We start from the raw sequence: 14,249 nt of genomic DNA, 5'->3' as shown, positions 1-14,249 counted from the left end.
CGTCCGGTTTCCTTCAGCTGTCAATTTGCTTCGGGTCGGCTTCTCACCAGCTGTACCGCGAGCTCGTCGGGGGGCACTTCATGGCCCCGCTCACAGCGGATCTCGACGGTGGCCTGCGCACCGCAGTCGCCGCCATGGGCAAGCCGGAGCCGTCCGTTATAGGGCAGGTGGCGCCGGCCCCACTCGAACATCGCCCACACCACTGGCATGAAGTCCAGGCCCGCATCGGTGAGCACATACTCGTCGCGGCTGCGCTGCCCGGGTTCCTTATAGGGGCGGCGCTGGAGAAGCCCCGCATCCACGAGTTCACTCAGACGCGCCGCCGCCGCGGCCTTGGTGATCCCGACGCGCCGCCAGAAGTCCTCGAACCGGGTGGTGCCGTAGTAGGCCTCTCGCATGATCAGCATCGCCGACTTCGTTCCGAGTAGCGCCATCGTCTTCTCGATCGGGCACTCGCCCACCGCCGACCAGGCATCCCGGTCGGCGAGTCTCCCCTCCAGCACTGTCATCGAAGTCACTCTTTCTCTGGGTTGTCCTCACTATACCTAGGTGTTATAGCTGGATATAGAGAGCATTACTCAGCGTCGAGTCATCAGGAGGCAGAAATGGCCGGATATGCAGGCCGGGACGCGGTCATCGTCGGGGCAGTACGCACCCCGATCGGAAAGGGCAAGGCCAGCGGCGCGCTGCATTACGTTCTGCCCGTGGACCTGCTCGCGCACAGCCTGCGCGAACTTGTCGCAAGGACCGGCATCGACCCCGTACAGATCGACGACGTCATCGCCGGGGCCGTCACCCAGGTCGGCGATCAGGCCGTCAACATCGCACGCAACGCGGCGCTGGCCGCCGGGCTCCCCGAAAGCGTGCCCGGCACGACCGTTGACCGCCAGTGTGGTAGCAGCCAGCAGGCGATCCACTTCGCCGCGCAGGGCGTGATCGCCGGCGCGTACGACATCGTCGTCGCCGCGGGCGTGGAGTCCATGTCGCGCGTGCCGATGGGCTCGAGCGTGCTGCCAGGCAGCGACCCGTTCGGCGCGATGGCCCAGCGCTATCCCGACGGCCTTGTGCCGCAAGGCATCAGCGCCGAGCTGATCGCGGCGAAGTGGGGCTTCTCGCGACATCAACTCGATGAGTTTTCCGCGGGCAGCCATGAAAAGGCCGCGGCCGCAACCAAAGAGGGCCGCTTCGACAACGAGCTGGTCCCGGTCAACGGGTTGACCACCGACGAGATCATCCGTCCGGGCACGACGGTCGAGACTCTGGCCGGACTCAAGCCGGCGTTTTACAACCCGGCCTACGAGAGCCGCTTCCCGCAGATCAATTGGGAGATCACGCCGGGCAACTCTTCGCCGCTGTCGGACGGCAGCGCCGGGGTGCTGATCACCACCAGCGAGGTGGCCAAGCGGCTCGGGCTGCGACCGCTGGCCCGGATCCACTCGATGACGGTCGTCGGCTCGGACCCGTTGTACATGCTGACGGGTGTCATCCCCGCGACCGAAAAGGTCTTGCAGCGGGCCGGATTGACGCTGGCCGACATCGACCTGTTCGAGGTGAATGAGGCGTTCGCGCCGGTGGTGCTGGCATGGGCGCACGATGTCGGCGCCGACCTCGCGAAGACCAATGTCAACGGCGGCGCCATCGCGATCGGCCACCCGCTCGGTGCCAGCGGTGCGCGCATCATGACGACGTTGGTCAACGCGCTAGAACAGCGCGGCGGCCGCTACGGGTTGCAGACGATGTGTGAGGGCGGCGGCATGGCCAACGCCACGATCATCGAGCGGTTGTAAAACTCGCCTCCCGATTGCACTCAGGGTCGTGATCCGGCGCCTTTCACGACCCTGAGTGCAATTTCGAGAGTGTGGCGGCACCAACAGCACACGCTTCCGCGGCCGTCGTCATTTGATGACGCTCCGGAAAAGCACACCTCGGTTTGTCTGGCTCACGACCTTGGCTTCTCGTTCGCGCTAGGCCTTCTGCAGCTCGAACAGCGGGATGACGCGGCTGGTCTTGGCCTGGTAGTCACCGAAGCCCGGCGCGAGCGCCACGACCTTCGGATACATTTCGTCGCGCTCCTCGCGCGGCAGCTCGTGGGCGACGACGTCGTACGCATCGGTTCCGACTTCGATGTGTGCACGCGGATTGGCCCGCAGGTTGTGCACCCAGTCGGGATTCGTGTCGGCACCCGCCTTGGATCCGATGATGATCATCTTGCCGTCGATCGTCAGGTATGCCAGCGGCGCCAGCCGCGGCTGACCCGATTTGGCGCCCGTCGTCGTCAGCAGCAGAAGAGTCGCCCCCTCGAACGGGCCGCCGACCTTGCCGTCGTTCGCGCGGAACTCCTCGGCGATCTTGGCGTTGAACGTCCTCATGCCCTCGGGATCGGGTGCTTGCGTCATGCCCCTTCAAGCTTCGCAGGCTTGGCGTCTATTCCCGATTCCTTACGCTGCTGCGGCGTGATCGGCGCGGGCGCACCGGTCAGCGGGTCGACGCCGCCGCCGGACTTCGGGAACGCGATGACCTCACGGATCGAGTCCATGCCCGACAGCAGCGAGTTGATCCGGTCCCACCCGAACGCGATGCCGCCGTGCGGCGGTGCACCAAAGGTGAACGCTTCCAACAGGAATCCGAACTTCTCCTCGGCCTCGGCCTTGTCGATGCCCATCACCGCGAACACCTTTTCCTGAACGTCGCGGCTATGGATACGGATCGAACCGCCGCCGATCTCGTTGCCGTTGCACACCACGTCGTAGGCGTCGGCGAGCACACTTCCCGTGTCGGAGTCGATGCTGTCCTCGAACTCCGGCTTGGGCGCGGTGAACGCGTGATGCACCGCCGTCCACGCGCCCGACCCCACAGCGACGTCGCCGTGCGCGGTGGCCTCGTCGGCTGGCTCGAACAGCGGCGGGTCCACCACCCAGGTGAACGCCCACGCGTCGGGGTCGATCAGGTCCAGCCGCTTGGCGATTTCGATGCGCACCGCGCCCAGCAGAGCGCGCGACGACTTGGGCGGGCCCGCAGAGAAAAAGACGCAGTCACCCGGCGACGCGCCGACCTGTGCGGCCAGGCCGTCGCGGTCGGCGTCCGACAGGTTCTTGGCGACCGGTCCGCTCAACGTCCCGTCCTCCGCCACCAGCACGTACGCAAGCCCTCGATGACCGCGCTGCTTGGCGAATTCCTGCCAGGCGTCCAGCGTGCGGCGCGGCTGCGATGCCCCGCCCGGCATGACGACGGCGCCGACATACGGCGCCTGGAAGACACGGAACGGTGTGTCCTTGAAGAAATCGGTGCATTCGACGAGCTCGTTCCCGAACCGCAGATCGGGCTTGTCCGAGCCATACAGCCGCATCGCGTCGGCGTAGGTGATCCGCGGCAACGGCAACGGCACCTCGTAGCCGATCAACCGCCACAGCGCCGCGATGATCTCCTCGGAGATCGTGATCACGTCCTCGGAGTCCACAAAGCTCATCTCCATGTCGAGCTGGGTGAACTCCGGCTGCCGGTCGGCGCGGAAGTCCTCGTCGCGGTAGCAGCGAGCGATCTGGTAGTACCGCTCCATCCCGGCCACCATCAGCAACTGCTTGAACAGCTGCGGACTCTGCGGTAGCGCGTAGAACGACCCCGGCTGCAGGCGTGCGGGGACCAGGAAGTCGCGGGCACCCTCGGGCGTCGACCGGGTCATCGTCGGCGTCTCGATTTCGACGAAGTCGTGCCGGGCCAGCACCTCGCGGGCGGCCGCATTCGCCTTGGAGCGCAACCGGATTGCGCCGCCCGGTCCATCGCGGCGGAGATCGAGGTAGCGATACTTCAGCCGGGCCTCTTCTCCGGCGGGCTCGTCGAGCTGGAACGGCAACGGTGCGCTCTCCCCGAGCACGGTCAGCGACGTCGCGTTCACCTCGATCTCACCCGTGGGGATTTCCGGGTTGGCGTTGCCTTCGGGCCGGATCTCGACGACGCCGTCGACGGCAACGCAGAACTCCGCACGCAACCGGTGCGCCTGTGCCAGCACATCGCCCTCGCGGAACACCACCTGCGTTACCCCCGACGCGTCGCGCAGGTCGATGAAGATGACGCCGCCGTGGTCGCGGCGACGCGCCACCCAGCCGGCCAGCGTCACCTTCTGCCCGGCATCGGTGGTCCGCAACGAACCGGCGGCATGACTGCGCAGCACAAAAACTCCTCGTGAAAGGCCAGAAGGACGATTGCCAAGTGTAGAGGGGCGCGATCGGCGCCGGTTCGGCGCTCGGGTGCGGAAGTGCCGTGCTCCTCGGCGCAACCGTGTGACCTTTTGAGGCCGTCACCAGATGTTGACGATCCGCGGGCCACTTTCCCTTCGGAAGGCTGCCGGCGGATGCTCGCGCGGCTTTGTGACGAGCGCACCGTGGTGTGCGCGCTGCAGAACGGCGTCGAACAGGTCGAACGTGTGGGCCACGGCCCACGGGCCGGCGACCCCGATCAGCGATGTAGTGGTGCCATTGCCCGACGCGGCAAGCGACCGGCCCGGCTAGACACCGTCCTCTACTGTGTATGGCCATGCACGCATGTGAGCGCGTCGATCTCGACTTCATCGACAACGCACCCTTCCGGTTCGTCAGCAGGGTCGACCTGTCGATCACACCCGAGCAGGTATTCGAGGTGCTCGACGACGCCGAGTCCTGGCCCCAATGGGCCACGGTCATCACGAACGTGACGTGGACCAGCCCGCAACCACACGGCGTCGGCACCACGCGCACCGTCGACATGCGCGGTGGCATCGTCGGAGATGAAGAGTTCTTGGCTTGGGAACCACACAGCCACATGGCTTTTCGGTTCAACCAAGCCTCGACCGGCAGCATCGCGGCCTTCGCAGAGGACTACCGCATTGTGCCGACGGCGTCCGGTTGCAACCTGACCTGGGTGATGGCGATGAAGCCGAAAGGTGTTGCCGCGCGACTGGGAATGTCGCTCGGTCGGCCCGTGATGTCGTGGATGTTCCAGCGATTCCTCTACAACCTGCGCAGCTATACCGAGAAGCGTTTCGCTAACGCCGGCTAGCCGGTCTGAAACGGTGGAACGGTAAGCGTCGCAACACAATCAGCGTTATATTCGGCCGGATTGCCGAGGAAGGCTCGCATCACCGAGAAAAAGCAATCGGCGGCCTCGGGTGTGTTCAGCGCGACTTCGTGACCGGTGCCCGGGAAGACGTAATGCCGTGCGTTGGGCAGGGTCTTGGCGGCTTCCTCGGCCAGTGGCGGCGGCGTCGCGGAATCGAAACTGCCGCTGACGAGCAAGGCCGGTACGTCGCTGCGGGCCGGCTCGAAGACAAGCGACGGCGACGCGGGCACCGACCACTGCTCGCAGTCGCTGAACAGCGTCGGCACCTGCGCGGGCAGCTTCAAGACTGCGTCGGGAAAATCCGGTAGCGCCTGCTTACCGGCGGCAAGCACCTTCTCGGGACTGGTACGCGCCACCGATTCGCGGCACAACACGCTGTACATCACCCCGTGACTGAGGATGTTGGGCGGCGTGGCCGCCGCGAGCGCCTGGGCCACATCGGTCGGATCGCCGGTGGCCAGCTTGTGAATCATGGCCGGAATGCGGGCCAGCTGCCGCGGTGTCTGAGCGGCGGCCACGACCACGCCGCTGGCGAGTTTGTACCCGTCGATGACGACGTCGGTGGGTGAGCCGCCGGCATCCACGGTGACGCGTATGGGGTTGGCCGACAGCTCGCCCACCATGCGAGTGAATTCCGCGTGCGCGTCGGGAAAGGCCTCGCCGCAGGCCGAGTCCGCCGCGCACGCGTCGAAGATCGCCGCAAAACTCTGCGCCGCCCAGTCCCAACCCGATTCGACGATGTTGGCCGGCGGCGGCAGTACGGAATCCAGCACCACCGAACGGATGCCCTCTGGACGGTCACGCAGCAGTTGCAGCGCAAGGTCGGTGCCGTAGGACAGCGCGTAGATGTTCCATTGGTCGATGCCCATCGCGGTGCGCAGGTCGGCAACGTCGGCGACGCTTTCGGTGGTGTTGTAGGCCGCGACGTCGATGACGTCCTTCGCGATCCGGTCGCGGCACGCACGCACCGCCGCCGCGCTCTGCTGGGAGTATGCAGGGTCCTGCGCGCCGATTCCGACTGCCTTGACAAGGAATTGGTCGACCTCGGGACATCCCAGGAACGGGTCGTCCTTCATCGTGCCGCGCTGGCCGAGCAGAATCAGATCGCGGTCGAGTTGCCAGTTGTCGAAGTTGTGGACCAATGGTGTGCCACCGGGGCCGCCGGCGAGATAGAGCACAGGATCGGGCTTGGGGTCCGGCGATATCGTCTTGCGGGTGACGACGACGAGCTTGATCTTCCTGCTGTTCGGATCCGCGCGATTCTGGGGCACGCTGAGATAGCCGCACTCGACTCCGGGCCCAAGGTCGAGCTGCGGCAGGCCGGTGTACATCGGGTTGGGGCACGGGGCTTTCGCGTACGAAGCGGCAGGCGCCGCCGGCCGCGGAAGGACGCTGGTCGTGGTCGACGACCCACCTGCCGGTCCGCCCTGGCCGCATCCTGCCAGCACCACCACGCCGACCAGGCCGATCAGGCGACGAGCAAGACTCACTGCGGCCTCAGTACAGGCCGGCCCACGCCTTGCGGCGCTCGGCGTCAGGATCGGAGACCACCGTGTCGCGGGCGGACTGGATGATGCGGGTGAACCGGTCTTCGGTGTCGTACATGGGCCAATCGTGGCCACTGGACCAATGGATTTGCGCCGCTTTCTGGTCTTCGCGCAAGCGCTCATCCGCCGCCTTCTGGTCTTCGCGCAAGCGCTCATGCGCCGCATCCCAGCCCTTGGCCGCGAAGTCCAGCCACGCCCGCTGCATACGCCTGCCGACGGACGGCTGCAGTCGCCGCCCGAGCGGATGCAGCTTTCGCCCGATGAACGACGCGTAGCTGTGTTGGATGTGCACGATCTCGCTGCCGTGGGTGGCGCCCAGCCCGAGCATCCGCAGACTCCAGCCGAAGTGGTCGAACCGGTACATGTGCGTAGGGGCGTGCGCGCTGTACGCGTCGGCGAATGCCCACGCCGGACCGCCGAACATCACGTCGGATCCGAACGCGACCAGCGCCCTGCGCCGCGGGTAATCCGGATACGCGGCCAGCACCCGCTCCCTGGCGTCGGGGGCTACACGGTCGAAGTAGGCGTCGATGGACGCAGGCGTGGTCGGCAGCATCGGTGGCTTGGTCCACGCGAACATCGACGCCTCGTGGCTGTTCGTGCCGATGATCAGTGGCACCCGGCTCAGCTTGCCCTCGCGGGCGGCGTCCACGGGGTGGCTCGGCAGCAGGTCGACGCCGTAGGTGAGCCCGTAGGCGAGCGTCGGCGTCATCGAGGCGCTCTTGAGCTGTTGCCGGCCTGCGGCGCGGCGCAGTTCCCGCTGCGGCAGCGCCTTGACCTCGTCCGCGCCCACGCCCAGCCGGTGCAGGAACTCGTGGGCGCGCTTGGCCCGCACCTCGCGGTCGGCGATCAGCGGCAGCGCGGGACTCTGCGCGATCGCGCGACTGAACAAGCCGTCGGCGGCGGGACAGGCCAACAACGCGAGCACCGAAGTCGCACCGGCCGACTCGCCGAACACCGTCACCCGGTCCGGGTCGCCCCCGAATGCGGCGATGTTGTCCCGGACCCAGCGCAGGGCCGCGATCTGATCGCGCAGCGCGAGGTTGTCGTCGAAGCCGTCGCCGAGGTCGGACAGTTCGAATCCGCCGAATACCCCGATCCGGTAGGTGACGTTGACCACCACCACGTTTCCGTTGGCCGCCAGCCGCGAGCCGTTGTACAGCTGGAACTGTCCGGCGCCGTAGACGAACGCCCCACCCGGTATCCACACCATCACCGGCAGCGAGCCGCTGGTGTCGGGCGACCACACCGTCAGCGTCAGGCAGGCCTCGTCACGAATCTTCGGATCGTCGCGGCCCCCGCCGACGAACGATTTGCCCTGCGGAGGCAGCGGTCCATGTTCGAGGGCATCGCGCACACCGCTCCACGGCTCGGCTGGGGCCGGCGCGAGGAACCGGCGTTCTGCCACGGGCTGTTCGGCATACGCAACGCCGCGCCACACCCCGACGCCGCCTTCGGTTGCGCCGCGGAGATCCCCCAGGCTGGTGTGCACGACGGTCGAATGTCCGACGAGGACTGCCACGCCTAAATCGTAGTGTGCGAAGCTGGACTCACCTGTGTCCGAACAGGGTGTGGCGACCGACGGAGCGGTGCAATGACCTTCAACGAGGGTATGCAGATCGACACGAGCAACATCTCGACGGGCGGTGGCCGCGGGCCTGGTCGAGGGATCGCCATCGGTGGCGGGCTCGGCGGGTTGGTGATCGTGGTAATCGCGCTTTTCCTTGGCGTCGACCCGAGCTCAGTGGTACCAGAGCAACAGCAGGTCGGCGCCGGAGGCATCGAAGCGCCCGGATACGACCTAAGCCACTGCAAGACCGGCGCTGACGCCAACAAGTATGTGGAATGCCGGGTTGTCGCAACGACGAACTCGGTGGACGGCGTCTGGAACCAGCTACTGCCTGGTTACACCCCGCCGCATACCACTCTGTTTCACGGCCAAGTTCAAACCGGCTGCGGGCCAGCGGACACCTCGGTGGGCCCGTTCTACTGCCCGGTCGACCAGACCGCCTACTTCGATACCGACTTCTTCCAGGTGCTCGTCGACCAATTCGGTTCCAGTGGTGGGCCGTTGGCACAGGAGTACGTCGTCGCCCATGAGTATGGCCACCACGTGCAAGATCTGAAGGGCGACTTGGGCCGTGCTCAGCAGGGAGCGCAGGGCGCCGAGGGCAACGGTGTGCGCACGGAGCTTCAGGCGGACTGCTACGCCGGTGTGTGGGCGCATTACGCGTCGATCACCAAACAGGAAAGCACCGGCGTGCCATTCCTGGAGCCGTTGAGTGACAAGGACATTGCCGACGCACTTTCAGCGGCGTCGTCGGTGGGCGACGATCGCATCCAGAAGCAGGCGACCGGCAGGGTCAATCCCGAGTCCTGGACCCACGGATCGTCCGCGGAGCGGCAGAAGTGGTTCACCGTCGGCTACCAGACCGGTGATCCGAACAAATGCGACACCTTCTCAACGAACGACCTTGGGTAGGCCGCCCACGGCCATAGACGCCGTCGCCGAACGCTACCTCGATGTGTTCGCTGCGCTAGACCCTTGCGCTGCAACCGAAATGGGCATACTCGGCCACGACGACGAGATCACCGACTACTCCCCCGACGGTGTGGCGGCCCGCGTCGAAGCGGCACGGACCACACTGAGCGAGCTCGAGCGCACGGCCCCGGTTGACGACGTCGACCGGGTGACGATCGCCGCGATGCGCGAGCGGCTGGGTCTGCAGATCGAAATGCACGACGCCGGACTGGGCGTGGGTGAGCTCAACGTGATCGCGTCTCCGCTGCAGTCGATGCGTGATGTGTTCGATCTGATGCCCACCGACACCGATGAGGACTGGGCGGTGATCGGGCGCAGGATGTCGAAGCTGCCCGACCGCGCCGCAGGCTATGCCCGCGCCTTGCGTGCAAGGGTCGCGGCCGGGCACGCGCCGCCCTCTCGTCAGGTCGCCCGCGGCATCGCGCAGACCGGCCAGATCCAGCAGCTGTTTGTCGATATGGTCGCAGACGCGGCGCCCGGCAACGCGGCGCTGCACGACGAACTGCAGCGGCACGCCGCGGCCGCCGCCGATGCCTACCGAGAACTGTCGAGCGTGTTGCGCGACGAGATGGCCCCGCGCGCGCGGCGTGAGGACGCATGCGGGCGCGACGCCTACCGCCTGCTGTCACGTGAATTCCTGGGCACGACCGTCGACCTGGACGAGACTTACCAGTGGGGCCTAGCACAGCTGGAAAGCATTGTCACCGAACAGGAATCGATTGCTCAGCGGCTGTACCCCGGGACAGGTGTCAGCGAAAGCCTGCTGAGGCTGGACGACGAGCCGCGCTACTTGGTGCACGGGACCGATGCACTGCAGGCGTGGATGCAGGATCTGTCCGACCGAGCCGTCGATTCGCTTGCCGACACGCATTTCGACATTCCTGTGCCATTGCGGCGGCTGGAGTGCCGGATCGCTCCGACGCACACCGGCGGCATCTACTACACGGGACCGTCCGAGGACCTGTCGCGCCCCGGGCGGATGTGGTGGTCGGTCCCGCCGGGTGTCGACACGTTCCGCACCTGGCAGGAAACGACGACGGTGTTCCACGAAGGGGTGCCAGGGCATCATCTGCAGATCGGCAGGGCAGTCGTCAACGCCGACCGGCTGAACCGGTGGCGGCGGCTGGGTTGCTGGGTATCGGGGCACGGCGAGGGTTGGGCACTGTACTCCGAACGCCTGATGGCCGAACTCGGCTGGCTCGACGACGCCGGCAACCGCATGGGAATGCTTGACGCCCAACGCTTCCGGGCCGCGAGGGTGGTCATCGACATCGGCGTGCACTGCGGCCTCACCGCGCCGGACGGCGGCGAATGGGACGCGGAACGTGCGTGGGTGTTTCTGCAGTCGCACAGCGCGATGACCGAGGAACACCTGCGGTTCGAGCTGGACCGATACCTCGGCTGGCCCGGCCAGGCCCCGTCGTACGCGATCGGGCAGCGGATCTGGCAGCAGCTGCGCGACGATGCGGTAGGTCGAGGGCTGTCGCTGACGGAATTCCACAGTCTTTCATTGGATCTCGGTGGGCTTCCACTCGACGTGCTGTGCAAGGCCCTCGCGGGCGATTTCGCCGGTAGCTGATCGGCTTTGGCTGCCGCGGACCGCGAACTGCGCGACGGCGATGTGCTCGACTTCGGCGGCGGCGCGGAGGTCTTGTCGGTTCCCGGCCACACCGAGGGCAGCATCGCGGTCCATCTGCCGCGCCACGGCGTGCTGTTCACGGGTGACACGATCGCCAACGTCGGGACCGTCATGCTCGGCACCTTCAACCAGGACCGGGCACAGACGGTGGCGTCGTTACAGCGGCTTGGCGACCGGGGCGTCGAGACCGCGTGCTTCGGCCACGGCGAGCCGATTTCTTCGCAAGCCCGTGCTCGGATTCGCGAGGTGGCTGCGACACTGATGCCGTGACTCCTGAGCCCATCGAGCCGGACACCAAGGACTGGACATGGGTGTTGTCCCGGCCGTGCCCGGAGTGCGGCTTCGATGCGGCGTCCGTGCACCACACCGACGTCGCCGATCGGATCCGCGACGACGCCACCGACTGGGTTCGCCGACTTGGTGAGGCCGGCGTCCGCACACGACCCCAACCCACCGTGTGGTCCACACTGGAATACGGCTGCCATGTTCGCGACGTGCACCGTATCTTCAATCACCGCGTCCGGATGATGCTCGACCAGGACGAGCCGCGGTTCCCCAACTGGGACCAGGACGAGACCGCGATCGCCGACGACTACGCCTCCCAGCACCCGGCCACCGTTGCCACCGAGTTGTTCGACGCCGCGAGCGTGGTGGCCGACACCTACACGAACGTTCCGTCCGACGCATGGTCACGGCGCGGCTTACGCAGCAACGGAAGCGAATTCACCATCGCGACAATCGCGATCTACCACCTGCACGACATCGTCCATCACGCCTACGACGTCGAGCCGTCGGAGTAGCGTAATCGGAGCCACAGCGATAGGAGCCACCCCATGCGCGTCGCGGTCGCAGGAGCAACGGGCAACATTGGCGCCCGCACCGTCACAGCCCTCCAACGCAACGGTCACGACGTAGTCCGAATCAGCCGCTCACTCGGCGTGGACCTGATGACGGGTGAGGGCTTGGACGAGGCGCTCACCGGGGTCGAAGCAGTCGTCGATGCCGTCAGTGCACCGCCCACCGACCGTGACCAAACGACAACGTACTTCGGCACCACCACACGAAACCTGCTCTCCGCCGAGCAACGGGCAGGTGTGCGCCACCACGTTTTGTTATCGATCGTCGGCATCCGCGAGATCGAGGGCAACGCCCATTACTCGGGCAAGCGCGAACAGGAACGCCTGGTCACCGAGGCCGAAGTGCCGTGGACGATCGTGCCGGCCACCCAATTCCACGACTTCGCGGCGATGGTCACCACCTGGAGCGAGGAAGACGGCGTCGCCACCATCGCGCCACTGCTCGTCCAGCCGATCGCGCCGGACGACATCGCCGCCATCCTGGCCGAGGTCGCGACGGGCGCGCCGCAGGGTCGCTACCCGGACGTGGCCGGACCCGAGACGCAGGACCTCGTCGATATGGCACGGCGCACCAACGAGGCTCGTGGCCGCAAGGTGAAGCTTGTCCCGACGTGGTCGGGCATCTTCGGCGAGACGATGGCCGGAAACGTCTTGCTCCCCGGGGAGAACGCTCGCATCGCCCCAACGACCTTCGATGACTGGCTGGCTGCGGGCGCCGAATAGTCGCTGCAAGGGACGTCCGATACCGAAGGAGATACCGGCATGACGAATCCCGATGCCCCGTTGGCGGGCAAGGTCGCCTACGTGACGGGAGCCGCACGCGGGCAAGGCCGTTCGCATTGCATCCGGTTGGCGCGTGCCGGTGCCGACGTCGTCGCGATCGACGCCAGCGGTCCCGTCGCCGAGCACAACGGCTATCCGCCAGCCAGTCCCGAGGACCTTGCCGAGACGGTGAGCCTCGTCGAAAGTGAGGGTCGCAAGATTCTCGCCGACCACGTCGACGTACGAGACGCCGCGGGCCAGCAGCGGGTGGTGGCCGATGCGATCGAAACGTTCGGGCGACTCGACATCGTCGTGGCCAACGCCGGCGTGCTGAATTGGGGCCGGCTGTGGGAGATTTCGGCACAGCAGTGGCAGGACGTCATCGACATCAACCTCACCGGTTTGTGGAACACCATCAAGGTCGTCGTGCCGCCGATGATCGAGGCCGGCAACGGCGGGTCGATCATCACGATCAGCTCGGCGGCGGGCATCAAGGCCGTACCCGGCTGCGGGCACTACTGCGCCAGCAAGTTCGGGGTCGTCGGGCTGACGAACTCGCTTGCGGTCGAGCTCGGCGAGTTCGGTATCCGCGTCAACTCCGTGCATCCGTACGGCACCGATACCCCGATGGGCAATGACCTATCGATGTACAAGGTGTTCCAGGACCACCCGAACTACATCCACAGCTACTCGCCCGGTGCGCTGCCGACCGATTCACTGGCCGACCCCGACTTGATCTCCGACATCGTCGTGTGGCTGGCCGGCGACGCGTCGTCATTGGTGACCGCGGCCCAAATCCCCGCGGACAAGGGCTATCTCAAGATCTAGAGCCGCGAACGTTCCGTACCGCTCGAAAAAGCCGCAAAATCTCGAGTGGTAAGGAACGTTCGGCGGAGACGGCTAGAGCCGCGACTGGGACTTGATCTTGGTCTCGCTTTCACGGAACGGACGGATCAACGCGTCCTGCGAGAACGAGGCGATCAGCTCGCCGTCTTCGGTGTGCACGGTCCCGCGCACGTAGGACATGCCTGCACCGACCTGGGTGCTCTCGTGGCTGTAGAGCAGCCAGCCGTCCCAGGCGACCGGCTCGTGAAAGCTCACCGTGATCGTCATCGGGGCGGTCGCCACCGTCACGTGAGACTGGGCGGTGCCGATACCTTCGTGCGCGCGCATCGTCGTCGAAATCCCCAGGTGCCCAGTGAAATAGGCGATCAGAGCCTTAGCGAGGTCGTCACGACTCGGGATCCGGTCGTAGCGCAGCCAGGCGTAGATCTCAGGCGGCCCGACCTCGTCGGGGCTGTTGACGTCGACAACGTCGACCAGGCGCAGTTCGCGCCCGCTCATCGGCATCTCCGAGACATTCGCGTCCGCAGGCGATGCGACCTGCGGGCGCGGCAGGTGATGACGGATAACATCTCCCGTCGGGATATCCGCGAGCACCGTCATCGTGATGCAGCGCTTGCCGTTCTGCTTCGCCGCGACGACGGCGGTGGCCGTTGAGCGGCCTTCGGCGACGACGTCGATCTCCAACTCGACGGGACCCGCGCTCACCATGACCGCCCGGGCGAACACCGCGTGTACCGAGCGGACCGACTTGTCCGGAAACCGTTTGGCCACTGCGACGATCGCCTGCGCCACCACCTGCGTCCCCTCCACCACCTGCCGCTCGTCCTCGGCGGCGATACCGATCTCGGCGATGAATCGGTTCTCTCCGTCGGGCAGCACGTCGAACAGGTCGAGCAGTCCCTGAACGGTCCACGGCGTCTGCGCTGAGTCTGTCGTCATGGGACGGAACAGTAACCGAGCCTCTG

Annotated in this window: 14 protein-coding genes; 8 read left to right on the top strand and 6 right to left on the bottom strand. The window is 66.4% G+C overall.

The window, feature by feature from the left end; translation table 11 throughout:
• Window positions 1-20: 20 nt before the first annotated feature.
• On the bottom strand, window positions 21-509 hold the full coding sequence (locus VJV41_RS21915) for a helix-turn-helix domain-containing protein (RefSeq protein ID WP_325337183.1): 489 nt from the start codon (window positions 507-509) through the stop codon (window positions 21-23).
• 96 nt (window positions 510-605) lie between these two features.
• Between VJV41_RS21915 and VJV41_RS21910 the strand changes: the two genes are divergently transcribed.
• Window positions 606-1,787, top strand: coding sequence for a thiolase family protein (locus VJV41_RS21910; RefSeq protein ID WP_325337181.1), 1,182 nt, complete (start codon window positions 606-608; stop codon window positions 1,785-1,787).
• A gap of 177 nt (window positions 1,788-1,964) precedes the next feature.
• Here the strand turns inward: VJV41_RS21910 and VJV41_RS21905 are convergent, their stop codons facing one another.
• Together VJV41_RS21905 and aspS are read right to left on the bottom strand one after the other, a co-directional pair.
• On the bottom strand, window positions 1,965-2,396 hold the full coding sequence (locus VJV41_RS21905) for a nitroreductase family deazaflavin-dependent oxidoreductase (RefSeq protein WP_325337179.1): 432 nt from the start codon (window positions 2,394-2,396) through the stop codon (window positions 1,965-1,967).
• Complete coding sequence (aspS, locus tag VJV41_RS21900; RefSeq protein WP_325337177.1) at window positions 2,393-4,168, bottom strand: aspartate--tRNA ligase; 1,776 nt, start codon at window positions 4,166-4,168, stop codon at window positions 2,393-2,395. Before aspS ends, VJV41_RS21905 begins: the two co-directional genes overlap by 4 nt.
• 356 nt (window positions 4,169-4,524) lie before the next feature.
• On the opposite strand from aspS, the gene VJV41_RS21895 reads away from it, so the two are divergent.
• Window positions 4,525-5,031 carry an SRPBCC family protein gene (locus VJV41_RS21895; protein ID WP_325337175.1) on the top strand — a complete coding sequence of 169 codons (507 nt, stop codon included), beginning with the start codon at window positions 4,525-4,527 and terminating at the stop codon, window positions 5,029-5,031.
• On the opposite strand, the gene VJV41_RS21890 is transcribed toward VJV41_RS21895, so the two are convergent.
• Both VJV41_RS21890 and VJV41_RS21885 read right to left on the bottom strand, forming a co-directional pair.
• Complete coding sequence (locus VJV41_RS21890) at window positions 5,028-6,581, bottom strand: alpha/beta hydrolase (RefSeq protein ID WP_325337173.1); 1,554 nt, start codon at window positions 6,579-6,581, stop codon at window positions 5,028-5,030. The two genes, VJV41_RS21895 and VJV41_RS21890, sit on opposite strands and share 4 nt — an antisense overlap.
• A gap of 7 nt (window positions 6,582-6,588) precedes the next feature.
• Window positions 6,589-8,160 (bottom strand): carboxylesterase/lipase family protein, encoded by a 1,572-nt coding sequence (locus tag VJV41_RS21885; RefSeq protein WP_325337171.1) that lies wholly within the window; start codon window positions 8,158-8,160, stop codon window positions 6,589-6,591.
• Between the two features lie 72 nt (window positions 8,161-8,232).
• Here VJV41_RS21885 and ypfJ point away from each other — a divergent pair, with 72 nt between their 5' ends.
• Genes ypfJ through VJV41_RS21855 form a run of 6 tightly spaced genes read left to right on the top strand, consistent with a single transcriptional unit; the run spans window position 8,233 to window position 13,266 of the window.
• Entirely contained in the window at window positions 8,233-9,120 is an 888-nt protein-coding gene (gene ypfJ / locus VJV41_RS21880; RefSeq protein WP_325337169.1) for a KPN_02809 family neutral zinc metallopeptidase, read from the top strand.
• Window positions 9,113-10,759, top strand: a complete 1,647-nt coding sequence (locus tag VJV41_RS21875; protein WP_325337167.1) for a DUF885 domain-containing protein — start codon at window positions 9,113-9,115, stop codon at window positions 10,757-10,759. Before ypfJ ends, VJV41_RS21875 begins: the two co-directional genes overlap by 8 nt.
• Window positions 10,760-10,765: 6 nt before the next feature.
• Window positions 10,766-11,089, top strand: a complete 324-nt coding sequence (locus VJV41_RS21870; RefSeq protein WP_325337165.1) for an MBL fold metallo-hydrolase — start codon at window positions 10,766-10,768, stop codon at window positions 11,087-11,089.
• Window positions 11,086-11,619: a DinB family protein gene (locus tag VJV41_RS21865; RefSeq protein WP_325337163.1), complete on the top strand. Its 534-nt coding sequence runs from the start codon at window positions 11,086-11,088 to the stop codon at window positions 11,617-11,619. The genes VJV41_RS21870 and VJV41_RS21865 overlap by 4 nt, the downstream gene beginning before the upstream one ends.
• 33 nt (window positions 11,620-11,652) lie before the next feature.
• Window positions 11,653-12,399 (top strand): SDR family oxidoreductase, encoded by a 747-nt coding sequence (locus VJV41_RS21860; protein ID WP_325337161.1) that lies wholly within the window; start codon window positions 11,653-11,655, stop codon window positions 12,397-12,399.
• A 39-nt stretch (window positions 12,400-12,438) separates the two neighbouring features.
• The gene (locus tag VJV41_RS21855; RefSeq protein ID WP_325337159.1) at window positions 12,439-13,266 is read left to right on the top strand and encodes a mycofactocin-coupled SDR family oxidoreductase; all 828 of its coding nucleotides are present in this window, start codon (window positions 12,439-12,441) and stop codon (window positions 13,264-13,266) included.
• A 72-nt stretch (window positions 13,267-13,338) separates the two neighbouring features.
• Here the strand turns inward: VJV41_RS21855 and VJV41_RS21850 are convergent, their stop codons facing one another.
• Window positions 13,339-14,223: an acyl-CoA thioesterase gene (locus tag VJV41_RS21850; protein ID WP_325337157.1), complete on the bottom strand. Its 885-nt coding sequence runs from the start codon at window positions 14,221-14,223 to the stop codon at window positions 13,339-13,341.
• Between the last annotated feature and the right edge of the window lie 26 nt (window positions 14,224-14,249).

The sequence above is a fragment of the Mycobacterium sp. genome (genome assembly GCF_035274705.1).
Classification (GTDB): Bacteria; Actinomycetota; Actinomycetes; order Mycobacteriales; family Mycobacteriaceae; genus Mycobacterium.
Note: the sequence above shows the minus strand (reverse complement) of the source record. Positions and strands in the feature narration are given on the sequence as shown.